This window comes from Pseudomonas sp. P867 (assembly GCF_019891455.1).
Lineage (GTDB): Bacteria > Pseudomonadota > Gammaproteobacteria > Pseudomonadales > Pseudomonadaceae > Aquipseudomonas > Aquipseudomonas synxantha_A.
In genome coordinates, this window is record NZ_JAFLXB010000006.1 from 246,926 (window position 1) to 271,297 (window position 24,372).

The window sequence follows — 24,372 nt, forward strand, 5'->3', positions numbered from 1 at the left end:
GCGACGTGCACTATAAGCCGGACGCCCGGAGGGCGGCTAGCATGCCTTGAGTTGTGGCAAAGTGCCAGTCCTCCCTGGCTGGACTGCCCCAGCGCATTCAGGTAGCTTTGCCGGTTACGCGGGGGCGTTCCAGCCCCAGACATTCAGGCTTTTTCCCCACGCAGGCATTGATGATAGTCAAAGGCCCGCGCGGCGCATGGCCTGGCACGGGCTTCGTCCGCTTAATTCATCAGTCACTGACGCTAGGTTCACCATGGCTCAATACGTCTTCACCATGCATCGGCTGGGAAAAGTTGTTCCGCCGAAGCGGGAAATCCTGAAAAACATATCGTTGTCCTTCTTCCCAGGCGCCAAGATCGGCGTGCTCGGCCTCAACGGCTCGGGTAAATCCACGCTGCTGAAAATCATGGCCGGCGTCGATACCGAGTTCGAAGGCGAAGCCCGCCCGATGCCGGACCTGAATATCGGTTACCTGCCGCAAGAGCCGATCCTGGATCCGACCAAGACCGTGCGCGAAGTGGTTGAAGAGGCCGTCAGCGTGATCAAGGACGCCCAAGCGCGCCTCGACGAGGTGTATGCCGCCTACGCCGAACCGGATGCCGACTTCGACAAGCTGGCCGCCGAGCAGGCCAAGCTCGAAGCCATCCTGCAGGCTGGCGACGGTCACAATCTGGAGCGCCAACTGGAAGTCGCCGCCGATGCGCTGCGCCTGCCGGCGTGGGACGCCAAGGTCGAGCACCTGTCTGGTGGTGAAAAACGTCGTGTGGCCCTGTGCCGCCTGCTGCTGTCGGCTCCCGATATGCTGCTGCTCGACGAACCGACCAACCACCTGGACGCCGATTCCGTCGCCTGGCTGGAGCACTTCCTGCACGATTTCCCGGGCACCGTGGTTGCGATCACGCACGACCGGTATTTCCTGGACAACGTTGCCGGCTGGATCCTCGAGCTCGACCGCGGCGCCGGTATCCCTTACGAGGGCAACTACTCCGGTTGGCTGGAAGCCAAGTCCGACCGTCTGGCCGCCGAATCCAAGCAGCAATCGGCCCACGAAAAAGCCATGAAGGAAGAGCTGGAGTGGGTGCGCAAAGGCGCCAAGGCCCGCCAGTCCAAATCCAAGGCCCGTCTGCAACGCTTTGAAGAAATGCAGTCGCAGGAATTCCAGAAGCGCAGCGAAACCAACGAGATCTACATCCCGGCCGGTCCGCGCCTGGGTGACAAGGTCATCGAGTTCAAGAACGTATCCAAGGGCTATGGCGACCGCGTGCTGATCGACAACCTGTCGTTCTCCATGCCAAAAGGCGCGATCGTCGGCGTCATTGGTGGTAACGGTGCGGGTAAGTCCACGCTGTTCCGCATGTTGATGGGCAAGGAAACTCCGGATTCCGGCAGCATCGAGATCGGCGACACCGTGCAACTGGCCTGTGTAGACCAGAGCCGCGACGACCTCGACGGCAGCAAGACCGTGTTCCAGCAGATCTCCGACGGCTCCGACCAGATCCGCATCGGCAACTATGAAATCCCGTCGCGCACCTATGTCGGCCGTTTCAACTTCAAGGGCGGCGATCAGCAGAAGTTCGTCAAGGACCTGTCCGGCGGTGAGCGTGGTCGCTTGCACCTGGCCCTGACCTTGAAAGAGGGCGGCAACGTGTTGCTGCTCGACGAACCGTCCAACGACCTCGACGTTGAAACCCTGCGTTCCCTGGAAGAAGCCCTGCTGGACTTCCCGGGCGCCGCCATTGTGATCTCTCACGATCGGTGGTTCCTTGACCGCGTCGCGACCCACATCCTGGCGTACGAAGATGACTCCCAGGCGGTGTTCTTCGAAGGTAACTACACCGAGTACGAAGCAGACCGTAAAAAGCGCTTGGGCGAAGCAGCTGCCCAGCCGCACCGTGTGCGTCACAAAAAACTGGCCTGATTCGGGCTGGTTTGAAAAAAGCGGAGCCTTCGGGCTCCGTTTTTTTTGGGGCGCTGTTCAGGTGGACCGAGGCGACTTCATCGCAGGCAAGCCAGCTCCCACATTAGATCGAGTACCTCTGCTACGACACGGTCCAATGTGGGAGCTGGCTTGCCTGCGATAGCGGTTTAACTATTGGTGCATATCTCGCGTTGAAATCCCTGTTAGAGGGCAAAAATCCTGATTATTTATATCCAATGCACCATTTAAATTCACAAAAGCGACATTTTGCCCTGTCACGGTGCGAAATGAATTGATAAAGTCCGGCTCATTCTCTGTTTAACAACAATCAATTTGCCGAGACTTTTCATGATCGAATCCGTCGAATCCTTCCTGGCCCGCCTCAAGAAACGCGACCCCGACCAGCCGGAATTCCACCAGGCTGTAGAAGAAGTCCTGCGCAGCCTGTGGCCCTTTCTTGAAGCCAACCCCCACTACCTGACCTCGGGCATTCTGGAGCGCATTTGCGAACCGGAACGCGCCATCACCTTCCGGGTATCGTGGGTGGATGATCACGGCAAGGTTCAGGTCAATCGCGGTTTCCGTATCCAGATGAACAGCGCCATCGGCCCGTACAAAGGTGGCTTGCGCTTTCACCCTTCGGTCAACCTGGGCGTGCTGAAATTCCTCGCCTTCGAGCAGACCTTCAAAAACTCCCTGACCTCGCTGCCCATGGGCGGCGGTAAAGGCGGCTCGGACTTCGACCCCAAGGGCAAGAGCGATGCCGAAGTGATGCGCTTCTGCCAGGCGTTCATGAGCGAGTTGTACCGCCACATCGGTGCGGACGTCGACGTGCCGGCCGGCGATATCGGTGTGGGCGCACGGGAAATCGGCTTTCTGTTCGGCCAGTACAAGCGCCTGAGCAATCAATTCACTTCAGTGCTGACCGGCAAAGGCATGACTTATGGCGGCAGCCTGATTCGTCCGGAAGCCACCGGTTTCGGCTGTGTGTATTTCGCCGAGGAAATGCTCAAGCGCCAAGGTCAGCGGGTCGAAGGCAAGCGGGTGGCGGTGTCCGGCTCCGGCAACGTGGCGCAATACGCGGCGCGCAAGGTCATGGACTTGGGGGGCAAGGTGGTTTCCCTGTCGGACTCCGAAGGCACCCTGTACGCCGAAAGTGGTTTGACCGAAGAACAATGGTCGGCCCTGCTGGAGCTGAAAAACGTACAACGCGGGCGTATCAGTGAATTGGCTGAACGTTTCGGCCTGGAATTCCGCAAAGGCCAAACCCCTTGGGAGCTGGCGTGCGATATCGCGCTGCCATGCGCCACCCAGAACGAACTCGACGCCCAAGCCGCACGCACGCTGTTGCGCAACGGCTGCATCTGCGTGGCCGAAGGCGCCAACATGCCGACCACCCTGGAGGCTGTGGATATCTTCATCGACGCGGGCATCCTGTTTGCGCCTGGCAAGGCGTCCAACGCCGGCGGTGTGGCAGTGAGCGGCCTGGAAATGTCGCAGAACGCCATGCGCCTGCTGTGGACCGCCGGGGAAGTGGACAGCAAACTGCACAACATCATGCAGTCGATCCACCATGCCTGCGTGCATTACGGTGAGGAAAACGGCCGGGTCAACTACGTCAAGGGCGCCAACATCGCAGGCTTCGTGAAAGTGGCTGACGCGATGCTGGCCCAGGGCATCGTCTAAACCTCGGGTTCGATGCTCAGCACTTCGATCAACTGATCGCCGACGGGGCGCTTCCACAGCACCTCGTCGCCCACCTGGGCCCCCAACAAGGCGCGGCCCAGAGGCGAGCCCCAGTTGATCAAACCGGCGTTGGCGTCGGCTTGATCCTCACCTACCAATTGAATGCGCTGTTGCTCGTCCTGCTCATTGGCGAACGTGACCCAGCTGCCGATCTGCACCTTGTCGGTGGCTGTCGCCGGCGCGACCACCTGAGCGCTTTGCACCCGCTGGTTGAAGTAACGCAGGTCCCGCTCAAGATCCGCCTGGCGCTGCTTATCGGCCTGCTCACCTTTGGCGGACTCGGCGCTGTACTCAAGCTGCAATTGCGCCACCTTGGCTTGCAACTGCGCCAACCCTTGCGCGGTCAGGCGGTTGGGCTGTTCGCTGACCTGACGCTCCACCGGCTGGTCGGCCTGGGCGGCGGCGTTGTCTTCATTTACAAAAGCTCGGCTCATGGTGTTCTCCCTCTATGGCATTTGGGCCATGTTCGCCGTGCTTTAGTTTCGATGGATGTCTGCAAACGACCTATTGCGAGCGATACGCCTTGGCCGCATCGCGGTCTTTTTCCTGCTGCCACTCGCGCTCGCGGTCGTTGTTGCGGTTTTCCTGGTAGTCGCGCAGCTCTTCGTTCTCACGCATGGCTTTGCACTGGCGAAACCCGTCTTCCCAGCCTTCGGCGTATTGCCGGTCTTTCAAATAGCGTGGAACGTTCTTGCGAAACTCCCCGGTAATCACCCCAGCGGCCTGGCGACCGCTGCTGCAACCGTCGTCAAAGCCATCGGCAAAGGCGGGTGGATAACCCTTGGCCAGCAACTCTTGGTGAGTGGATTGGCAGCCTGACAAACACACCATTGCACACAGCATTACCGCATACCGCCACATGGCGTACTCCCTGGCCGATTCACGGCTGATAAGGGGAGTCTAGTCAGTGATTTGTGGGGGCGGTGTGAAAGGGCGGTGAGAAATGTGTTGGGTTAAAAGGCCTCGTTGACCGTCAGAGCGGCATGTTCAGCCAACTCCTGCTGGATAAACGCCGCAATCATCGCGCGATACACCTGCTCAGTTACCTCTGGGTTAGCGCCTACTACCTCGGACAACCCCCGCACCTTGGCGATCACCTGTTCAACTCGTTGCGGCGCCTTGACGCTATCCGAATCTTTTTTGAAGCGCGCTGCTTGAGATACGTAGTGGCCTCGCTCGGCGAGCAGGGTGACGATTTGTTGGTCAAGGTGGTCGATGTTTTCGCGGACTTCTTCGAGGGTGGTGCAATTAACGGCCATGTTGATAGAGCTCCTATTGGACAGGCAACGCGATGGTTTTGAAAGCATGCGGTCAAGTGTGGGAGCGGGCTTGCCCGCGATAGCGTTGTTTCAGCCTCGTATTCGGTGACTGACACTCTGCCATCGGGAGCAAGCCCCCTCCCACATTTTGATCTTCGCCAGGCCTATGTCAGTAGTGGTACCACTTCACTTCAAGCATCACTTCATTCACGGGCGTGGATAAGTGGCTGTATTCACGCTGCGCACTCAGGCGCAGGCCCAGGTTGCGCGACAGTTCCCACTGCTGGTTGAGGCTGATGCTGCGCCGCACTTCACCATTGGTAAAGAAATCCCCCTTGGCTTCCAGGCTCAGGTTGCCCAGTGGGTTTTTCCACAGCACGCCGGTGTTGAAGCCGGCGGCGGGCGAGATGGCTTCGCTGAAATCGTTGTTGTGTTCCACGCGCACGGTGCCAAGGGCGAAGCCGAGCATGTCGTCGCTCAGTTGCCAGGTGCCGCCGGCGCCGCCGTTGACGTGGGCGACCAGGGTTTCGTCGTCGTGCTTGCCCGATACCCGTTCCAGGCCGCCAGTCACTTGCCATGACCAGGGTTGCAGCAGCGCGTTACGCGGCGTCAGCGAGCGGATGGTGGCCAGGTCCAGTTGCTGCAACTGCCAGTGATTGCCTTCGTACTGGCGCAGTTTCATTTGCAGGATTTCGATTTGGGCGCCGAGGGGGAAGCCTTCGGCGTTGTCGTTAAGGTCGTGATAGGCCATGCGCAGGCCATATTCACCAAAGGCTTTGTCGCCACGGGTGCCGATGCCGGCTTGCCAGGTGCGTGACTGGTGGCCGTTTTCCGGCAAACCAGGCGGCGTGATCTTGAGGTCTGGCGCAGGGTTCTGGTTGATCGCCCGCAGCAGTTCGAAGCTACGTTGGGAGCGTGCGGTGTCACGCTCCAGGCCGTTGGCGCGGTAGCGGCCAAGGCGGTAGGCAGCGTCGATGATCAGCGCCTGGCGCTCGCGAGGCAGGGCCTTGAATGCGGGCTCTTGCAGTTGCTTCTGGTCATCGCTGACTTTCAACACCCACTGTTGCTCATCGCTGTCCAGCGGCTTGGCGCGTTCGAGCAGTTCGCGTTCACGCGAGGGGCGATAGTCGATCTTCTCCACCAAGCCCGCTTCCTTGACGGCCTTGACCGTGTCGGTAGGGATCGCAGTGAGGGGGAATTGCTCGGTCAGGCGCAGGCCGGGGCGGGCCACTTGCAGCAGTTCCAGCAGGCGATAGGAGCAGTTTTCGTCGAAGAAGAAATAGTCGAACTGGATCTGCTTGAGCTCCCACACGTGCTCGACCATGCGCTTGGTCTCGACCTCGGTGAGGTTCAGGCGGTATTCCCATAGGTCGCGGTTTTCCAGGCTGCGGTATTCGGAGAGTTTCTCCTGATAGGGCACCAGGGCGAACAGGCCGGGGTAGCCGCCCATCAGGCCCTTCCAGGCATACAGGATGCTGTTGTCGGAGCCTTCGATATAGGCGCCGAAGTTGATCGCGTAGCTGAGCAGCGCAGTGTTGTTGCTTTGCACATCTGCCTGGTCGATCCGCAGCAAAGTGTGGCCGAACATCGACGACGGGCTGTTGAGATAGGCCGCGGGGAAGATCATCACCGCGCTATGGGGCGCGACGTCCTTGAACCATTGGGTGAATTCCTTGCAGTCCAGGGCGGGCAGGTCAGTCAGGTGCAACTGATCCTTGAGCCAGCGGGTACGTGCGGGGTACACACACTGGGCGTGCTTCTCACCCAGGCTGGCCGGTGCATACAGCGCTTGCACGGTGGCCTTGAGTTCGGCGTCCGGGTGATGGGCGCCGTCGGCGGCGAGGAAGAATTTCTTGTCGCTGACATAGCTGCGCCAGCCACTGATCTTGCCGGCTTCGTAATGCCCCAGCGACAGCCAGAACGGATCATTGGCCAGTTGCTGCAAACGTTGATCGTCGAGGTGCGGTGCCGCATGCAGCGGGGCGCAGGCGAAGAGAGCCAGGCAAGCGAGGCGTTTGAGCATGGGGGCTACTTAAGTCGGACTGAAAAAAAGACCCAAGGGGGGCAGGTCGAAAAAATAAAACCCGCGCCTCGAAAGACGCGGGCGGGTCGAGCTTAAGCCTGGGTAGCGTATTTCGCCAGACGGGCATCGCTTTTCAGTACAGCAATGGTGTTGTTGTGCACGTCGTCAGCGGTCACGTCAGCCTTGCTGAAGATCTGCTGGAAGTGCTCGTGGGTCACGGCCGCGAAGTGATCGCGATCTTCCGGGGCAACACCCAGTACCACGGCATAGGTGGTCAGTGCTTCGCCGTTGCCTTTGGCCATGTCTTCGGACAGCTCGTTCATCATGCCATTCATGGCAATCCAGGACTTGCCGCCGTAGGTCAGGGCGCTGTTGGTGCTGCAACCGTTGGTGCCCGAGGTCATGCCGAAGGTGGCGTTACCCGAGGTGCCGTTGGTGGTGGAAGCGAGGAAGTGAGCCGGAGTACCGCGCTGGCCTTCGAACAACATGTTGCCCCAACCGCAGTTCGGGCCACCTGGTGCTTCTGCCATTGCATTGAGGGAGACGACGGTGAAGAGAGTACCAAGAAGGATCCGTTTCATAGCTTTGTTCTCTTTGTGTGCAAACCAATGGACAAGGGTTCAGGTGCTTCTCAGCACCCTAGGGGCCAGTTATTAGTCCAACCCGCGCAGTTTGGAGTTTAGGCACGTTCCTAGGGTTCCGTGTTTTTTTATAAACATTAAGTCTCAGGCGATTTTTTTGTAGGACGCGTGCGGTGGCTATGCTTTCCCGAAAGCGCGCCTTGCCAGAGCGCTCAACCCGGAGCCAGAATGCCCCCATCTGCCCCGCCTGATGTAAGGAAGCCCGATGCCTGATCCTGTTGCTGCCAGCTTGCGTCTAGCGCCCGAAGCGCTGACTCGCCCTTTCTCCGCTGAACAGTTCAGCTTCTCGACCACCAATGATTTGGAGCCCTTTCGCGGTGTGCTTGGCCAGGAACGTGCGGTTGAAGCCTTGCAGTTCGGCGTGGCCATGCCACGCCCCGGTTACAACGTGTTTGTGATGGGCGAGCCCGGCACCGGCCGCTTTTCGTTCGTCAAACGCTACCTCAAAGCCGAAGGCAAACGCCTGCAGACCCCGGCGGACTGGGTCTATGTGAATAATTTCGATGAGCCACGCGAGCCCCGCGCCCTGGAATTGCCGGGGGGCGGCGCCGCGGCGTTTATCGCCGATATCAACGGGTTGGTTGACAACCTGGTGGCCACCTTCCCGGCAGTGTTTGAACACCCCACTTATCAACAGCGCAAAAGCGCCATCGACCGGGCCTTCAACCAGCGCTACGACAAGGCGCTGGATGTGATCGAACGCCTGGCGCTGGAAAAAGACGTGGCGCTGTACCGCGACAGCTCCAACATCGCCTTTACGCCGATGCTCGACGGCAAGGCGCTGGACGAAGCCGAGTTTTCGCAATTGCCGGAAGCCGATCGCGAGCGTTTCCATAACGATATTTCCGAGCTGGAAGAGCGCCTCAACGAAGAGTTGGCCAGCCTGCCGCAGTGGAAGCGCGAGTCCAACAACCAGCTGCGCCAGTTCAACGAAGAAACCATCACCCTGGCCCTGCAGCCGTTGCTGGCACCGTTGTCGGAAAAGTATGCAGAAAACGCCGGCGTTTGCGGCTATCTGCAAGCGATGCAGGTGTACCTGCTTAAAACCGTGGTCGAGCAACTGGTGGACGACGCCAAGACCGACGCCCAGGCGCGCAAGCTGCTTGAAGAGCAGTACTGCCCGAGCCTGGTGGTGGGGCACCCGGTCAACGGTGGTGCGCCAGTGGTGTTTGAACCGCACCCGACCTACGACAACCTGTTCGGCCGTATCGAATACAGCACCGACCAGGGCGCGCTTTACACCACCTATCGTCAGCTGCGTCCCGGCGCCTTGCACCGCGCCAATGGCGGGTTTTTGATTCTGGAAGCCGAAAAAATGCTCAGCGAGCCGTTTGTATGGGATGCGCTCAAGCGTTCCCTGCAATCGCGCAAGCTGAAGATGGAGTCGCCCCTGGGCGAACTGGGCCGCCTGGCCACCGTGACCCTCAACCCGCAAATGATCCCCTTGCAGGTGAAGGTGATCATCATCGGCTCGCGCCAGTTGTATTACGCGCTGCAAGACGCCGACCCGGACTTCCAGGAGATGTTCCGCGTACTGGTGGACTTCGACGAAGACATCCCGATGGTCGACGAGAGCCTGGAGCAGTTCGCCCAGTTGCTCAAAACTCGTACTTCGGAAGAAGGCATGGCGCCGCTGACCTCGGATGCGGTCGCGCGCCTGGCGACTTACAGCGCACGCCTGGCCGAACATCAGGGCCGCTTGTCGGCGCGTATTGGCGACCTGTTCCAGTTGGTCAGCGAGGCGGACTTCATTCGCCACCTGGCCGGCGACGAAATGACCGATGCCGGGCATATCGAGCGCGCCCTCAAGGCCAAAGCCACACGCACCGGTCGCGTGTCGGCGCGGATTCTCGACGACATGCTTGCCGGCGTCATCCTGATCGACACCGCCGGCGCCGCTGTGGGCAAGTGCAACGGGTTGACGGTGCTGGAGGTCGGCGACTCGGCATTCGGCGTACCGGCGCGGATTTCCGCCACGGTGTACCCAGGGGGCAGCGGCATTGTCGACATCGAGCGTGAAGTCAACCTCGGCCAGCCGATTCACTCCAAGGGCGTGATGATCCTCACCGGTTACCTGGGCAGCCGTTATGCCCAGGAATTCCCGCTGGCGATCTCCGCAAGTATCGCCCTGGAGCAGTCCTACGGTTATGTGGACGGCGACAGTGCGTCCCTGGGCGAGGCGTGCACCTTGATTTCGGCCTTGTCGAAGACGCCACTCAAGCAGTGCTTTGCCATCACCGGCTCGATCAACCAGTTTGGTGAAGTGCAGGCGGTGGGCGGGGTCAACGAGAAGATCGAAGGCTTCTTCCGCCTCTGCGAAGCACGCGGGCTGACCGGTGAGCAGGGTGCGATCATCCCTCAGGCCAACGTTGCTACGTTGATGCTCGACGAGAAGGTGCTGCAGGCCGTGCGCGCCGGGCAATTCCACATCTATGCGGTACGCCAGGCCGATGAGGCGCTGAGCCTGTTGGTGGGCGAGGACGCCGGTGAACCGGACGCCGAGGGGCAATTTCCGGAAGGCACCGTGAATGCGCGGGTGGTGGAGCGTTTGCGGGCGATTGCCGAGATGATCAGCGAAGAAGATCTGAAGGAGGCGGAGAAAGAGCTGGCGCAGCAGGCGTTGGCAGAAGCCAAGCCAAGCTGATTGCTGTCATCACTCGGTTAAGGTGGGAGCTGGCTTGCCTGCGATAGCGGTGTATCAGCCAACTGGGAGGTTGGCTATGAGTCCGTCATCGCAGGCAAGCCAGCTCCCACACTGGTCCGTGATGTCTTTAGGGACGTTTAGCGTGCCACAAAATTGACTCCATTCTCGGGGACCGACGTCCGTTGGTCCCTACAACCTTGGTTTGTGGTGTTTTTCTTCTATTCTCAGAGTCAGGGATATCCACAGGAGTCGCAGGATAGAAACAGCCTCGCCTTGCGCTGGGGCTGAACACCGATCTACCGAGGGGCGCCGCCATGTCGCGCAACCTTTGCCTTACCCGCCAGTGCCTGGGCCTGGTCACCCGTATTGAATGCTCCATTCGCCCCCTCGCCGGGGATAACGGCATGTGGACGCTATTGTTTGCCGCCGGGATGTCGGGCGAGCAGCCTTCCACCATCAAATCCCAAGGGCCGTTCCATGGTCCCTTCGTGGCCGAAAGAATGCTGGGCACCATCGTTGATAGCCTGACCTTGCATGGCTACGAGCAAATGGACGAGCCGCAGATCTGGTGCCTGCACCTGCAAGCCCATCTGCGCCAACTCAATGGCGGCCAGGAGCAGTTGGCCCTTTAGCGCCGGCTATTTGCTCTCTGGTTTGTCCAGCTTGACCTCGAAGCCGTACTGCACGGTGCTCAGGTCGGTGCGCTGGTAACTCTCCAGCGTAGTCGGCTGGCCGTAGAAGTAATGCACGTCGAACAGCGCGGTGCCGTACTCCTCGGCGCGGTGGCTGACATTGAGGATTTCCTTGAGGTAATTGCCGCTGGCGTCCTTGGCGTAGAAGCGCCAGCTGTCGGAGGGGAAGTCCTTTTGATCGACGATCAGCGCGTTGTCCTTCAGCGACAGGCCCTTGGGCAGCTTGGCGACATCAATCACGGCTTTCTCGATAGTTGCCAGGAACAGCGGCACCGAGCCCACCACAAACGCCGGGGTCTCCGGGAACAGATTAAGGTCGTAAGTCAGTGTGCCGTTTACTGCGTTCAGCTCGAAAGCCTCGGTCGGCAGCTCGATGGGCTCGCCGCGCTCGCCCTTGTCATCGGCGGTGAAGAAGGTGATAGGCGCATCACTGTTGTTACGCTCGGCGCCGACCAGGTCGTCGTTGAAGGTGAAAGGGTGGTCAAAGATGATTTTCGCGGCGCTGGCGTCTTCGGTCGATTGGCTGATGGTCACGCTGCTTTTGAGTTGGTCCTCGGTCATCGAGGCATCTTTGAGCCAGCTGGCGGCGTCGTCGTCATACACCGTGACCGGCATCGGCAGGGCCTGCACCGTGGTTTGCAGGCTGTTCCTGTCGAAGCGTAATACCGGCAGATCCAGGTCTTTGTGGGTAACCGTGGCCTGGGAGAAATCCAGGACATTGACCTGCAGGTTGTCGATCAGCCCGTTGAAATACACCTTGGCGTAATGGCTGGTTTGCTTGTGTTCGAAGGCTTTTTGCTCATCGGTGAGCTGTTTCTCGAAGGCGTCGGACCAGGCTTTTTGCTTGTGCATTTCAGCCAGTTGCTTCTCGTAGAACGCCACTTGCGCGGCACTCTCGTTGATCGAGCCCGAGCGGGTCAGAAATTGCCCGGTAGTGTCCCGCGCTTGCACCAGCAAAGGGTTCGGTGATTCGTCGCCCACGTCTGCGGCCAGGGGGGCGCTGTTGGTCAGTTCGATCTCGGCGTAGTTCTTTTCCAGCGTCAGCAGGTTGAGGGTGATGTTGCCGTCGGTGCGTTTATGGCCCACGTCTTGTTTCGTCAGGTTGAAGGTCAGCACCTTGCCCGGTGTGATCACTTCAACTGCGCCCTTGAGGCTGACGGGCTGCGGCTGGCTCTTGTTTTCGGTCTCGATGCCTTCGATAAACGGGTAGGTCACCGTCAGGTCATCGGGGTTGGTGAGGTTGGAGCTGCTGGGGCTCAATTGGATGCCCGGGTCGGTTTCCGACCATTCCGGCTGGAAGGGAATGACTTTGTTGTTGCTCAGGGTCACCGACTGCCATTCCAGGCCATGGGGGAAGGGGAACTGGTCAGGGGCGTTGAAATTGAACGGGAAGACCGGCTGCAAATCCGTCAGGTAGTCCGAATGAGAGCTTTTGCGCAGCACGAACAGGCCATTGATATAGGTGTCCACCAAGGCCTGGGGCGTGGGGTAGTGCTTGAGCAAGGCCAGGGTGTCTTCGCCGTACTCGGCCTCGATGGGCTTGGTGGCGAGCTTGAGGCGCGCACGTTCCAGTAACAGCAGCGAGCCGCCCAGATCCGCGATGGCATCGCGCAGCTTGGGGTCCTGGATGGTGTCCAGGGACTGTTCGAACTTCGCGGTTTTCTCTTCGAGGGTCGCCTGCTTCTGCTCTTCTTTGGGGGAGCAGCCGCTGGCCATCAGCAACGCCGCACACAGGCCGAGAGTGGCCAAAGGGGATCGCACATCCATCATCTGAGTTTTCCTGTCCGACATCATCGAGCCGAGTTAATGGCCTCGACACTAGCAGAAAAATTCTCTTACAGATGCCACTTGGGTCAGTTTTCTCGCGGTGACAGGGGCCGGGTGGCGGCTGGTATACTCGGCGCCATTTTTAGCCAAGCTGTGTGAGATTCAATGGAACGCTTTATCGAAAATACGATGTACGCCTCGCGTTGGCTGCTGGCGCCGATCTATCTGGGGCTGTCCCTGGGCTTGCTGATCCTGGCGCTGAAGTTCTTCCAGGAAATCATTCACGTGATTCCCAACATCTTCACCATGTTGGAAGCTGAAGTGATCCTGTTGCTGCTGTCGTTGATCGACATGGCCCTGGTCGGCGGCTTGCTGGTGATGGTGATGATTTCCGGCTACGAGAACTTCGTCTCGCAACTGGATATCGATGAAAACAAGGAAAAGCTCAACTGGCTGGGCACCATGGACTCTTCGTCGCTGAAGATGAAAGTGGCGGCTTCCATCGTGGCGATTTCCTCCATCCACCTGCTGCGCATCTTCATGGACGCCAAGAACGTCGATCCGCAACACCTGATGTGGTACGTGATCATCCACATGACCTTCGTGGTCTCGGCGTTTGCCATGGGCTACCTGGACAAGCTCACCAAGCACTGATGCCCCGCGCCGGCCTTACTGCTCGACGAAGTAGTAAGGCTGGCGGTTGATCGCCATTTGCTTGATCACCGTGACCGGCTCTTTCAGTCGGTCGGTGTGGTCCGTCAGCGCAACGTTACCGGGCTTGGCGGTGAGGAAGGCGCGCAACTCGGGTTCGGTCTTGAGGATCGGCAGGTAGGCTTGCAGGTAGAACACGCTGGCGCCGGCGATCCGCTCGTTGGGCTGAAACATCGCCACCGTTCGGCCTTCGTCTTGCAGGGTCTGGACCTGGCTGATCACCGGCACGAATGATTGGCGCACATCGGCTTTTGGTGCAAACCAGAACGCTGCGCTCAGGTAGCAGGCGATGGCCAGGGTGAAAACCCCGCCGATGATCTGGCGGTGGTAGCGGTACAGCGCCGGCTTGCGGTCTTTGGCCCACTCCAGCAGCACCCGCGCATATTCGGCGGCCAACACCGCCGCGGCTGGCGTCAGCGCCATCAAATACACCGTGCGTTTGCTGGAAGCCAGGGTCAGCAGGGTGAACTGCGCCACCAGCCACACGCTGAAAAACAGGCGGTAGCGGTTGCGCACCAGGCTTTTGCGGAAATGCCACAGGCCCAGGTACACCAGGATATTCCAGGGCAGGAAGGCCTCGGGCAGTTTCGCGAGGTAATAGTAGAACGGTTCGTAATGCCCGGCTTCGACAAACGAACCGCTGAAGCGCCCGACGCTATTGGTCCACAACACCTCGCCCACCGCCTGCATCCCACCGCGCTGAAACAGAAACCCCAGCCAGATCAGCAACGGCACCAAGGCCAGCAGCGTGAACAGTGCCGGCTTGAGCCAGTCGCCGATGCGCAGGCGTTTATCCATCAGACTGGTACTGAGCAGGTACACAAAGATCACGATCCCCGGCAGCGCCAGGCCCAACACCCCCTTGCTCAGCGTGGCGATGACCATGCCAGCGGTAAACAACGCCCACGCCCACACACTGGAGCCATCGCGCTCGGGCCGCACAGCCTGGTAGAACCCCAGCAATGCCATGGTCACACCAAGGCTGAGCAACGAATCCTCACCCACCCCCCGCACATTGCCCCAGTAACTGGCCATGGTCGCCAGAATCAGTGCGGCACTGAACGCCAGCGTCTGCGGCCGCCCGAAGCGACGCAGCATCCCGTACAACAGCATCACGCTGAACAACCCGGCAAACGCCGACGCCAGACGCACCGCCCCGGTGCTGGCGCCGAACAAACGAATCGCACCGGCATCCAGCCACAGGCTCAGGGGCGGTTTCTCCAGGAAGGGCTCGCGAAACAGGCGCGGCACCACCCAGTCATTGTCCAAGTGCATTGCCATGGCGATCCCGGACACCCGGGCCTCGGTGGAGCCTTGCAGCTCGTGGTTGCCAAGGGCGAAGAAGAACAACAGACCAGCAAGCAGGAGCAGCAGGGGAGCGGGACGCGTCATGGAATCTGGCTACCGGGGCATGAGACCGATCGGACGATCGGTCATGGGTAGTCAGGGAGTATACGAGCGCGATTCTTAACCTTTGGTGAACGGCCGTGGGGTTTTTCTCCGGCGGATCAAGGCAGTTTCAAGCTGGGCACTGCCGCTTTGCCTTGTGCGGTCAGCACCGGCTCCAACTGCTCCCAGGTAAAGCTCAAGTCGTTGTCGCAGCCGTCACCATTGGCAGGTGTCGAGAGTTGCAGGCCCTGGGTGTTGAAGCTGAGGTGAAAGTTGGAGTAATCGGTGATCGCGGGGCAGCCCTCGTCGGTGGTGGTTTGCTTGGCCAGCCAGGTACTGAAGGCGGCCGGCAGCTTCAAGTGGCCGGAATAGGCGTCATACCATTGCTGATGGCCGCCGAGCCAGGTCCATGGGTCAACCGATTCACCGGTTTGCAGGTTCCAGGAGTGCAGGCCCCAACTGATGCCCATGGCGCCTTGGCCTGCGGCCCAGCGGTAGAACCGCACGGTGAGAAATTGCGATGACCAATAGGCGGGCTCAACCTCGATCTCACTGGTATAGACCGAGCCGTTTCGACCCAGGTATTCACGCCGTTCATAAAAATAGTCGGTTAGATCTTCGTCATTGACGGCCAGAGCGGCGAGTTGCTGGTTGATCTTCTGCACCGCCGGGCTGTCTCCCTCCAGCTTGAGCGTGACGCGGGGGCCTTGGGTCTTGAGTTGGTAGGTGTGGTTGTGGAAAGTCTTCTTCTCGGTCTTGATCGGCAGCGGCGCGGCTTCCATGGGCGCGTTATAGGCATCGCTGCCGCAGCCGTCCGTGCCAATGCGGCGTAAAGCCAGTGGCAGCGGCGTGCCGCCATCGGTTTTGCTCCAGGCACCCGAAAGGGTATCGGCCTGAGGTTTTTGCAGGGCCCAGAAACCGGTGTTTCCTTCCTCTACCCAAGGCGCGTTGTCGTTGGCCTGGGTCAACTGAATCGGGGTACGGATGCGCTGGTAGTAATAACTGCCATGCTCCCCGTCGGCGCCGTTGAAACAGACGGTGATAGCGGACTTGCCCAAGGTGCCTTGCCAGACCCCATCCAGCTCGGCAGCGGTGGCGAATGAAGGGATGAAGGCGAGGGCGATGACGGCGAAAGGCTTGAGCACGGGTATCTGACTTCCGATTGTCTGATAAAGGCCGTCAGGGTAATGGGAAGTATGAGGGGATGCCAGCGGGCGAGGTGGGCGTTGAGGCTTCTCGCCCTTTTTATAGGGTGGCGACCGTACGCGGGTTAGCAGACCAGGAATCAAGGAGCCCGGCGCACCCGAAAGTGCCCCACGCACAGCCGCCATGATACGAACCAGCGGATGCTGAAAGCATCGCTCGAACGGATGGTGGCTTTGCAGGCCTTGATATCAACCGAGCTGCTAAACCCGGTCGCTGATTTTGCAGCGACAGGGGAAGGCTAGGCTTGTTGGTTGGGGGGCGCCAGTTCACCGACAGCGCGGCATCTTGCAGGAAAGTTCCGAAGCCCGGCCCTGTTGACCTCCCCGTCGTCAGGCTCTGTTAAAAGCTCCAGTCCTCAGCCTGAACCAACTGGCAGAACGGCCCATTGAGCGTGGCATTGTGATGAGCCACGATGGCCTCGGCTTTCATCAAGGGCGTATCAGAACAGGTATGACCGTCGGCGATAAGCACCGCATCGAAGCCAAGATCACGCGCGGCACGGCAGGTGCTGTCGACGCAGTATTGCGTTTTCATCCCAGTGACTACCACGCCGGTGGCGCCGCTGGAGCGCAGATGGTCAGCCAGGTCAGTCATTGCAAAAGCGTTAGGCCGGCGCTTTTCGAACACCACTTCTTCACCCTGCAACTTCAGTTCCTCTGCAATAAGCGTAAGCGGGCTGCCTGGTTCGATTGGCGAGCCAACGGGGCCGATGTGGCGAGCGAGAAAAATCGGTGCGCCTGCGCTGCGAGCCTTGTCCATCAGGGCATTCAGCGTCTCCAACAGATCGTCGCAGCGCCAGGGTTTTTCCGGGCCGTGGATGAGTCCGACTTGGATATCCAGTATCAACAGGGCGTACATAGGTGCATCTCCTTGCGTTTGAACCAGCGACACAAGGGCATAAAAAAAGGCCCTGTCCATCGCTGGCGGGCCTTTGAAGTTCGTTGGCTATTGGCTCACGACACCTCGCACGCTCCGCTTGAAGCGGTCGTGGTGGTGGTTGTCGAGGTGAGGCAAGAGGCAGTCATGCATCGACACTAGCAATATCGCCGCGGGCTGACAAGGCAGAAACCTGGGCGGGGCGCCGGGGTAATCTGAATAGGCACAGCCGTGTGCGATCAGGCACCTCGCGGCGGTTCGTCATGACTTTCGCTCAATCAACATCCTTTCCAGCGTGTTGTCCTTCATCCAATAGTGATGGAACAGCCCCGCTGCCGCATGCAAACCAATCAACCAATAGCCCGTAGTGCCTATCAGCTCATGCCAATACTTGAGCTGTTTGGCGAAGTCCGGGTCGACGGCTACCGGTGCCGGCACGTGAAAGCCGAAGTACGGGAACGGTTTGTCGCCAGCGGCGAGCATCAGCCAGGCGAGAATAGGCGTGGCAATCATCAGCCCGTAGAGCGCAAGGTGTGTCAGATGCGCGAGAGCGGTCTGCCAGGCCGGTGGTTTTGGGGTGATCGGTGGCCGTGGGCTCAGGCGCCCGAGCAGGCGAACCCAGACCAGGGCGAAAATGCTTGTACCAAACAAGCCGTGAAACCCCATAAGCAAACCCCGCGCTTCGCTGCCTTTGGGCAGATAACCCTTGATTTCGACACAGGCATAAACGCCGATGAACAGCGCCAGCATCAGCCAGTGCAGGGTTATTGAAAGCTTTCCATATCGGGTGACGACGGTGTCGCGGGTCATAAAAAGCGCCTCTTGATTATTGTGATGGACGGTCGATCCGGTTGCCTTGAACCGGCCACGTCACCCTGCTCGTGCTGTCTTAAGAGAGTCTGAAGATCGACTCTCAGGTTGACCTTCTTTCACCTTCAGACTTCGTTAAGAAATGGCTTGGATACTTCGCTCAAACCCATTGAGGGAGGCGTTCGGCCCATGCCCGATTTTGACTGGAACATACCCCTGCCGTTGCATTTCGGCCAAGCTGAAACGCCGCCGTTGACCCTGACGGGTGCGTTGCCGGACGACGCTTTGCGAGCGAAGTTCGAAGCCTTTATCCAGCAGCGTTTCCGCAAGGCCCACGGCGCCGACATCCGCCACTTCATGCCCGAGCTGTTCGGTATGCATAACGGTGAAGGCCAGTTGTGCGCAGTGGCCGGCGTGCGTCGCGCGCACCTTGAGCCGCTGTTTCTGGAGCGGTATCTGGACGAACCGATCGAGCCATTGATCAGCGCGGCGGCTGATCACGCGGTAGACCGAAATGCCATTGTCGAGGTTGGCAACCTGGCGGCCAGCGATACCGGCAGCGCGCGCCTGAGCATCATCGCCATCACCTATCTACTGGCCATGGGTGGCCTGGAATGGGTGACGTTCACCGGCAACATCGGGCTGGTCAACAGCTTCCGTCGTCTCGGCCTGAAACCGGTGACATTGTGCGCCGCTGATCCGGATCGACTGGGTGACGAGCGTCAACATTGGGGCAGTTATTACGAGAGCAAACCCTGGGTGCACGTCGGCGACATCCGCGCCGGGTTCGTCCACCTGCGCAATATCGGCCTGTTCAGCCGCCTGGGTTTGCCGATCCCGATTGAAGGAGCCAGCCATGTCGCTTGAACTGCAACGCTTTCAGGAAACCTTGCGCGAACATGCCCGGCGCAATGACAACGCGACCGCGCTGTGGGGCGATACGCTGAAACTCGATTACGCCACCCTGTATGCAGAAGTGCTGTATCGCCAGGAGCGCCTGCGCGATGAGCAGGTGCAAGTCGTCGCCCTGGCGCTGGACAACGGCGTCGACGCAATGCTCTGGGATCTGGCGGTATTGTTCGAAGGGTTGACCTGCGTAACGCTGCCGCCGTTTTTCAGCGCGGCACAACGCGCCCATTGTCTGGAGCAGAGTCAGGCCGAACGCGTGATTGCCGAACCGGAGCTGGAGCCCGAACTGCGCGCTGCCGGCTATGAGCAACGCGGCGAGTTCTGGTGCCGCGCCTTCAGTGGCCAAAGACGCATACCGATGGGCACCGCCAAGCTGACCTTCACGTCTGGCACCACCGGCACGCCGAAAGGTGTTTGCCTGAGTGCCGACAGCCTGTTACGGGTCGCACGTGAGTTGGATCAGGCGAGCGAAACCAGCAGCCCGCAACATCACCTGGCACTGCTGCCATTGGCCATTCTATTGGAGAACCTGGGCTGTTATGCCGCGCTGTATGCCGGTGCAATGCTCAGTTTGCCGAGCCAGAAAACCCTCGGCATCCAGGGCGCCAGTGGCGTCGATGTCCCGCACCTGCTGGGTTATCTCGCCGAGCGTGCACCGCAGAGCCTTATTCTGGTGCCACAGCTGTTATTGATGCTGGTCAGCGCCGCCGAACAGCAAGCCTTTGCCCCGCAAACCCTGCGTTTTGCGGCGGTCGGTGGTGCACGTGTGTCCGAAGACTTGCTGCACCGTGCACAACAGGTCGGCTTACCGGTTTTTGAAGGTTACGGTTTGTCTGAATGCGCCTCGGTGGTGTGCCTCAATCGCCCCGGCGCGCACCGCCCCGGCAGCGTCGGTCGGCCACTGCCCCATGTCGAAGTGCGGTTGGCAGAGGACGGTGAAGTGCTGATCAAGGGCTCGATGCTGCTCGGTTATCTAGGGGAAGCACCGTACGCCGATGAGTGGTGGCCGAGCGGCGACCTGGGCGAGTTCGACCCGCAGGGTTTTCTTTATCTCAAGGGCCGCAAGAAGCATCAGTTCGTCACCAGTTACGGGCGCAACGTCAACCCGGAATGGGTCGAGTCCGAGCTGACCCAGCGCCGCCACATCGCCCAGGCGTTCGTTTACGGCGAGTCTATGCCGCGCAATCACGCCTTGCTCTGGCCGCATCGCCCGGATTGCACCGATGCCGAACTAGCCGCTGCCGTCGCCGAAGCCAACGAGGCGTTGCCCGATTACGCCCAGGTGCATCAGTGGACGCGCCTGCCGCACCCCTTCACCGCAGCCAATGGCTTTCTAACCGCCAATGGCCGCCCACGCCGCGACGCCATCGTCGCGCAGTACCACGCCCAATTGACCGAATCCGTTGTCCGGGAGGAATCCGCATCATGAGTTTTTTCGACACCCTGCAAGAAGCCACACAGCATGAACGCCACGAGCTGTTTAACCTGCCGATCATCCTCGATGCGCTGCACGGTAAGGTCAGCCTCGACAGCTATCGGGCTTTTCTCGCACAGGCCTACTATCACGTGCGCCACACCGTGCCGTTGATGATGGCGTGCGGCGCACGTTTACCGACACGTCTGGAATGGCTGCGCAAAGCGGTGTGCGAGTACATCGAAGACGAATACGGCCATGAACAGTGGGTGCTCAACGACATTGCAGCCTGCGGAGGTGATCGCAAGGCCGTGCATGATGGCCAACCTTCGCTGCCGATTGAGCTGATGGTGAGCTACCTTTATGACTTGATCGCCCGAGGCAACCCGGTGGGGCTGTTCGGCATGGTCAATGTGCTCGAAGGCACCAGCATTGCCCTGGCCACACACGCGGCAGGGAGCATTCGGGAGCATCTGTCGTTGCCGGAAACCGCCTTCAGTTACCTGAGTTCTCACGGTTCGCTCGACATCGAACACATGCAAACCTACCGCCGCCTGATGAACCAGTTGGACGATCCTCTGGATCAAGCGGCAGTGATTCATGCATCAAAAGTCGTGTACCGACTGTACACCGACATGTTTCGTGGCCTGCCGCGTGGCGCGGAGGCTGAACATGCAGCTGCGTAACGCGCGCGTGGTGTTGACCGGTGCCAGTGGCGGTATCGGCATGGCTATCGCTGAAGCCCTGTGCGCCGCGGGTGCGCGAGTATTGGCCGTGGCGCGGCATCAGGAAGCCTTGGCTGCGCTGCTCAAACTCTACCCCGACACCCTGTGCTGGGTCGCGGCTGACCTGACGTTTCTCAGCGACCGACGCAAAGTACTCGCTGCCGCCGAAGCGGTTGGCGGAGTCAATCTGTTGATCAACGCCGCCGGGGTGAATCACTTCGCCATGCTCGAACAGCTCGACGACAGTGACGTCAATACGATGCTCGCAGTGAACATCAGCGCGCCGATCTGCCTGACCAAGCTATTGCTGCCGCTACTCAAGCAGGCCGACAGCGCCATGGTAGTCAACGTTGGCTCGACCTACGGCTCGATCGGTTATGCCGGTTACGCCAGCTATTGCGCGACCAAGTTTGCCCTGCGCGGGTTTTCCGAAGTGTTGCGCCGAGAGCTGGCCGACACCCGGGTCAGCGTGCTCTACGTCGCACCGCGGGCCACCCGCACGTCGATGAACAGCGCGGCGGCGCAAGCCCTCAACGATGCGCTCAAGGCCAACGTCGATGATCCGCAAACCGTGGCCGCGGCGGTGATGCACGCAATTGCCGGCGACCGCCGCGACCTGTATCTGGGCTGGCCCGAACGCTTCTTTGTGCGCCTCAACCATCTACTGCCGCATCTGGTCGATCGAGGTTTGCGAAAGCAGTTGCCCCTGATCCGGCGCCTTAGCGAAAAAACTGACAACGAGACCCTCAAGCCATGAAAAAAATCTTCGCGTGCCTGTTGATCGCCACCCTCAGCCAAAGCGTCTGGGCGCTGGAGGCCGCTGACCAGCAACGCCTGAGCAGCATTCAACAAAGCTGGGCGCATATCCAATATGAAGTGGCGGAAAAACAGCGCGCCGCCGCGTTCGAGCAGTTGTCCAGCGAAACCCAGTCGTTCACTGCGCAGCGTCCATTGGTGGCCGAAGCCTGGATCTGGAAAGGCATTGTCACCAGCAGTTGGGCCGGTGCCCAAGGAGGGCTCGGAGCGCTGGGCAAAGCCAAGGAAGCCAAGGCCGACCTGGAGAAGTCCCTGACCCTCGACCCCAAGGCTCTGCAAGGCTCGGCCTATACCAGCCTGGCGGCGCTGTATGATCGTGTGCCCGGCTGGCCCATCGGTTTCGGCGACAGCGACAAAGCTGAACAACTGCTCAAGCAGGCGCTGCAACTCAACCCCGATGGCATTGACAGCCTGTACTTCTGGGGCGATCACCTCTACCGTCAGAAACACTACGCTGAAGCTAAGGCAGCGCTGCAAAAAGCCCTGCAAGCGGCGCCGCGTCCCGGCCGTGAAACGGCAGATGCGGGACGTCGCAAAGAGATCGCCACTCTGCTGGTGGACGTCAACAAGAAACTCGACTGACAGGAGTCCGCGTGCGTTTATTACTGATTGAGGATGATGTGGCGCTAGGTGAAGGCATTCATCAAGCGCTGGGGCGCGAAGGCTACACCGTCGATTGGCTCAAGGACGGCAGCAGCGCGCTGCATGCCCTGCTCAGCGAAACGTTCGATGTTGCTGTGCTGGATCTCGGTTTGCCACGCATGGACGGTCTCGAAGTACTGCGGCGCCTGCGCGACAGCGGCTCGAACCTGCCGGTGTTGATTCTCACCGCCCGCGATGCAACCGAAGATCGCATCGCGGGCCTGGATGCCGGTGCCGACGACTACCTGATCAAACCGTTCGACCTGGCCGAACTCAAGGCGCGATTGCGAGCGTTATTGCGGCGCAGTGCCGGACGCGCGCAAGCGCTGATCGAACATGCCGGCATCATCCTCAACCCCGGCACCCAGCAGGTCAGCTACCAGGGCCATCCCGTAGCACTGACGCCCAAGGAGTATCAGTTGCTGCATGAACTGCTCTCACCTCCGGGCCGGGTGATGACTCGAGACCAACTGATTCAACTGCTCTATGGCTGGAATGAAGAAGCGGAAAGTAACACTCTGGAAGTGCACATCTACCACCTGCGCAAAAAGTTCTCTACTGAGCTGATCCGTACCATTCGAGGTGTGGGCTATCTGGTGGAGGAGCGCTGATGACTTCGATCCGCCGCCGTACATTAACGCTGATCATTGGTTTGCTGCTGGCCGGTCTGGCGGTGCTGAGCGTCTTTAACCTGCACGATAGCAATCATGAAATCGCCGAGGTTTACGATGCTCAACTGGCGCAGAACGCGCGCTTATTGCAAGGCGTGATGCGCATGCCAATGGCGAGCAAGCAGCACGCCGAACTGTACCGGGCCTTCAATACCGCACTGGGCGAAGCGGTGCCGCGCGGCGATGGTCATCCATACGAACGAAAAATTGCTTTTCAGGTGTGGAGCCCCGGCGGGGAGGTGTTGGTGCACACCGCCAGCGCACCCGCCTTCAGTTCACCGCCGACGCAACCGGGTTTCAGTGATGTGGTGGATTTGAACCATCGACATTGGCGCGCCTTCCTCCTTGAGGACCCACAAAACGGCATGCGCATCTGGGTTGGCGAGCGCGATGATGTGCGCGCAGATCTGGTCGACCGCATCGTGCGTCATACGCTCTGGCCGAACATCGTCGGCAGTTTACTGCTCGCGGCGATGGTCTGGCTCGCTATAGGCTGGGGCTTAAAGCCCTTGGCAAACATGGCCGAGACCCTGCGTGCCCGCCACAGCGGTTCACTGGAGCCATTGCAACTGGCACCGTTGCCCAGCGAACTTGAGCCCATGCAAGCGGCGCTCAACCGCATGCTCGCGCAGATTCAAGAAGTGCTTGGCCGCGAACGACGCTTCATCGCCGACGCAGCCCACGAAATGCGTACACCACTCGCCGTGCTGCGAGTACACGCGCAAAACCTGCTGGAGGCAGGCACAGAACAGGAGCGTCGAGAATCGCTGGAATTCCTTATCTCAGGCGTTGATCGCACCAGCCGACTGGTCAACCAGTTACTGACCATGGCGCGACTGGAACCCAAATCCAATCCGCCACCGCTACAGCGCATCGACCTCAGCGAAACCGTGCGCAACAGCCTCGTGCAACTGTCACCGTGGTTATTGAGCAAAAACCTTGAACTGATATTCGACGTCAGCGACCAGCCCTTTCACGTATTCGCCAACCCCGCCGCCATCGACATAGCGCTGAACAACCTGATCACCAACGCAGCCAATTTCTCTCCCGAACACGGCGCAATCACTGTGCAACTGAGCCAGGCGGATGGCTTCTGTCATTTGACCGTCGACGACCAAGGGCCGGGAATTGACGAGTCATCTAGAGAGCGATTGTTTGAGCGTTTCTACAGCCGTGGCACGGCGCAGGGAGCCGGGTTAGGACTAACCATCGTCAACACCATCGCCACGCGTTTGAATGGACGTATCGAACTGGCAAACCGGGCAGAAGGGGGGTTGAGGGCGACGTTATCAATTCCAGCTACGGAATAATTGCAAAGCATCCAGCCGATTATTTTTGTTTTGTATAGGCGGTGAAACATGTTGCGGGGCGGGGGGGGCAGGTTGGGGTGGCGCTTGGGATAACGACGCGGCTGGGATGCGGGACGGTTTCAAAGTTTATCGTAGCTGTGAAATTCTTTTGGGGACTGGGTTTTAGGGATGGAAAAAGACGTCTGGGGACGTCTTTTTTGTTG

General features: G+C 59.8%; 22 protein-coding genes. 12 read left to right on the plus strand and 10 right to left on the minus strand.

Annotated features, from left to right (window positions below):
• Positions 1-253 precede the first annotated feature (253 nt).
• Together ettA and gdhA are read left to right on the plus strand one after the other, a co-directional pair.
• Entirely contained in the window at positions 254-1,918 is a 1,665-nt protein-coding gene (gene ettA, locus J1G33_RS13800) for an energy-dependent translational throttle protein EttA (protein WP_005791601.1), read from the plus strand.
• A gap of 348 nt (positions 1,919-2,266) precedes the next feature.
• Positions 2,267-3,604, plus strand: coding sequence for an NADP-specific glutamate dehydrogenase (gene gdhA, locus J1G33_RS13805; RefSeq protein WP_032879406.1), 1,338 nt, complete (start codon positions 2,267-2,269; stop codon positions 3,602-3,604).
• Here the strand turns inward: gdhA and J1G33_RS13810 are convergent.
• The 5 genes from J1G33_RS13810 to J1G33_RS13830 form a co-directional block, all read right to left on the minus strand.
• On the minus strand, positions 3,601-4,098 hold the full coding sequence (locus J1G33_RS13810) for a GreA/GreB family elongation factor (RefSeq protein WP_032879409.1): 498 nt from the start codon (positions 4,096-4,098) through the stop codon (positions 3,601-3,603). The two genes, gdhA and J1G33_RS13810, sit on opposite strands and share 4 nt — an antisense overlap.
• Before the next feature lie 70 nt (positions 4,099-4,168).
• Positions 4,169-4,525 (minus strand): hypothetical protein, encoded by a 357-nt coding sequence (locus J1G33_RS13815; RefSeq protein ID WP_032879410.1) that lies wholly within the window; start codon positions 4,523-4,525, stop codon positions 4,169-4,171.
• A gap of 92 nt (positions 4,526-4,617) precedes the next feature.
• Positions 4,618-4,923, minus strand: coding sequence for a chorismate mutase (locus tag J1G33_RS13820; RefSeq protein ID WP_032879411.1), 306 nt, complete (start codon positions 4,921-4,923; stop codon positions 4,618-4,620).
• Positions 4,924-5,092: 169 nt separating this feature from the next.
• Positions 5,093-6,946 (minus strand): DUF4105 domain-containing protein, encoded by a 1,854-nt coding sequence (locus J1G33_RS13825; RefSeq protein ID WP_223018225.1) that lies wholly within the window; start codon positions 6,944-6,946, stop codon positions 5,093-5,095.
• A 92-nt stretch (positions 6,947-7,038) separates the two neighbouring features.
• A complete protein-coding gene (locus J1G33_RS13830; RefSeq protein ID WP_003194274.1) occupies positions 7,039-7,527 on the minus strand; it encodes a DUF3015 domain-containing protein in 489 nt (162 codons plus the stop codon).
• Between the two features lie 265 nt (positions 7,528-7,792).
• On the opposite strand from J1G33_RS13830, the gene J1G33_RS13835 reads away from it, so the two are divergent.
• Both J1G33_RS13835 and J1G33_RS13840 read left to right on the plus strand, forming a co-directional pair.
• A complete protein-coding gene (locus tag J1G33_RS13835) occupies positions 7,793-10,231 on the plus strand; it encodes an ATP-binding protein (protein WP_032879413.1) in 2,439 nt (812 codons plus the stop codon).
• A 314-nt stretch (positions 10,232-10,545) separates the two neighbouring features.
• Positions 10,546-10,863: a hypothetical protein gene (locus J1G33_RS13840; RefSeq protein ID WP_005791586.1), complete on the plus strand. Its 318-nt coding sequence runs from the start codon at positions 10,546-10,548 to the stop codon at positions 10,861-10,863.
• 6 nt (positions 10,864-10,869) lie between these two features.
• On the opposite strand, the gene J1G33_RS13845 is transcribed toward J1G33_RS13840, so the two are convergent.
• Positions 10,870-12,693 carry a hypothetical protein gene (locus J1G33_RS13845; RefSeq protein ID WP_081883321.1) on the minus strand — a complete coding sequence of 608 codons (1,824 nt, stop codon included), beginning with the start codon at positions 12,691-12,693 and terminating at the stop codon, positions 10,870-10,872.
• Positions 12,694-12,855: 162 nt separating this feature from the next.
• Here J1G33_RS13845 and J1G33_RS13850 point away from each other — a divergent pair, with 162 nt between their 5' ends.
• Positions 12,856-13,344, plus strand: coding sequence for a TIGR00645 family protein (locus tag J1G33_RS13850; protein ID WP_005791582.1), 489 nt, complete (start codon positions 12,856-12,858; stop codon positions 13,342-13,344).
• Between the two features lie 15 nt (positions 13,345-13,359).
• Here the strand turns inward: J1G33_RS13850 and J1G33_RS13855 are convergent, their stop codons facing one another.
• The 4 genes from J1G33_RS13855 to J1G33_RS13870 all read right to left on the minus strand — a co-directional run bounded on the left by J1G33_RS13855 (position 13,360) and on the right by J1G33_RS13870 (position 17,682).
• The gene (locus tag J1G33_RS13855; RefSeq protein WP_223018226.1) at positions 13,360-14,793 is read right to left on the minus strand and encodes a glycosyltransferase family 39 protein; all 1,434 of its coding nucleotides are present in this window, start codon (positions 14,791-14,793) and stop codon (positions 13,360-13,362) included.
• A gap of 116 nt (positions 14,794-14,909) precedes the next feature.
• The gene (locus tag J1G33_RS13860; protein ID WP_223018227.1) at positions 14,910-15,935 is read right to left on the minus strand and encodes a hypothetical protein; all 1,026 of its coding nucleotides are present in this window, start codon (positions 15,933-15,935) and stop codon (positions 14,910-14,912) included.
• Between the two features lie 400 nt (positions 15,936-16,335).
• Positions 16,336-16,854, minus strand: coding sequence for a cysteine hydrolase family protein (locus J1G33_RS13865; protein WP_223018228.1), 519 nt, complete (start codon positions 16,852-16,854; stop codon positions 16,336-16,338).
• A 279-nt stretch (positions 16,855-17,133) separates the two neighbouring features.
• On the minus strand, positions 17,134-17,682 hold the full coding sequence (locus J1G33_RS13870; RefSeq protein ID WP_078822364.1) for a cytochrome b: 549 nt from the start codon (positions 17,680-17,682) through the stop codon (positions 17,134-17,136).
• Positions 17,683-17,871: 189 nt separating this feature from the next.
• Here J1G33_RS13870 and J1G33_RS13875 point away from each other — a divergent pair, with 189 nt between their 5' ends.
• Genes J1G33_RS13875 through J1G33_RS13905 form a run of 7 tightly spaced genes read left to right on the plus strand, consistent with a single transcriptional unit; the run spans position 17,872 to position 24,169 of the window.
• A complete protein-coding gene (locus J1G33_RS13875; RefSeq protein ID WP_223018229.1) occupies positions 17,872-18,549 on the plus strand; it encodes a thermostable hemolysin in 678 nt (225 codons plus the stop codon).
• Positions 18,539-20,020 carry an AMP-binding protein gene (locus J1G33_RS13880; protein WP_223018230.1) on the plus strand — a complete coding sequence of 494 codons (1,482 nt, stop codon included), beginning with the start codon at positions 18,539-18,541 and terminating at the stop codon, positions 20,018-20,020. The genes J1G33_RS13875 and J1G33_RS13880 overlap by 11 nt, the downstream gene beginning before the upstream one ends.
• Complete coding sequence (locus J1G33_RS13885; protein ID WP_078822361.1) at positions 20,017-20,691, plus strand: iron-containing redox enzyme family protein; 675 nt, start codon at positions 20,017-20,019, stop codon at positions 20,689-20,691. The genes J1G33_RS13880 and J1G33_RS13885 overlap by 4 nt, the downstream gene beginning before the upstream one ends.
• Entirely contained in the window at positions 20,678-21,487 is an 810-nt protein-coding gene (locus J1G33_RS13890; RefSeq protein ID WP_223018231.1) for an SDR family oxidoreductase, read from the plus strand. The genes J1G33_RS13885 and J1G33_RS13890 overlap by 14 nt, the downstream gene beginning before the upstream one ends.
• Positions 21,484-22,128 (plus strand): tetratricopeptide repeat protein, encoded by a 645-nt coding sequence (locus tag J1G33_RS13895; RefSeq protein WP_078822359.1) that lies wholly within the window; start codon positions 21,484-21,486, stop codon positions 22,126-22,128. Before J1G33_RS13890 ends, J1G33_RS13895 begins: the two co-directional genes overlap by 4 nt.
• Positions 22,129-22,139: 11 nt before the next feature.
• Positions 22,140-22,799 carry a response regulator gene (locus J1G33_RS13900; RefSeq protein ID WP_078822358.1) on the plus strand — a complete coding sequence of 220 codons (660 nt, stop codon included), beginning with the start codon at positions 22,140-22,142 and terminating at the stop codon, positions 22,797-22,799.
• Positions 22,799-24,169 carry an ATP-binding protein gene (locus J1G33_RS13905; RefSeq protein ID WP_223018232.1) on the plus strand — a complete coding sequence of 457 codons (1,371 nt, stop codon included), beginning with the start codon at positions 22,799-22,801 and terminating at the stop codon, positions 24,167-24,169. The genes J1G33_RS13900 and J1G33_RS13905 overlap by 1 nt, the downstream gene beginning before the upstream one ends.
• Positions 24,170-24,372: the final 203 nt, after the last annotated feature.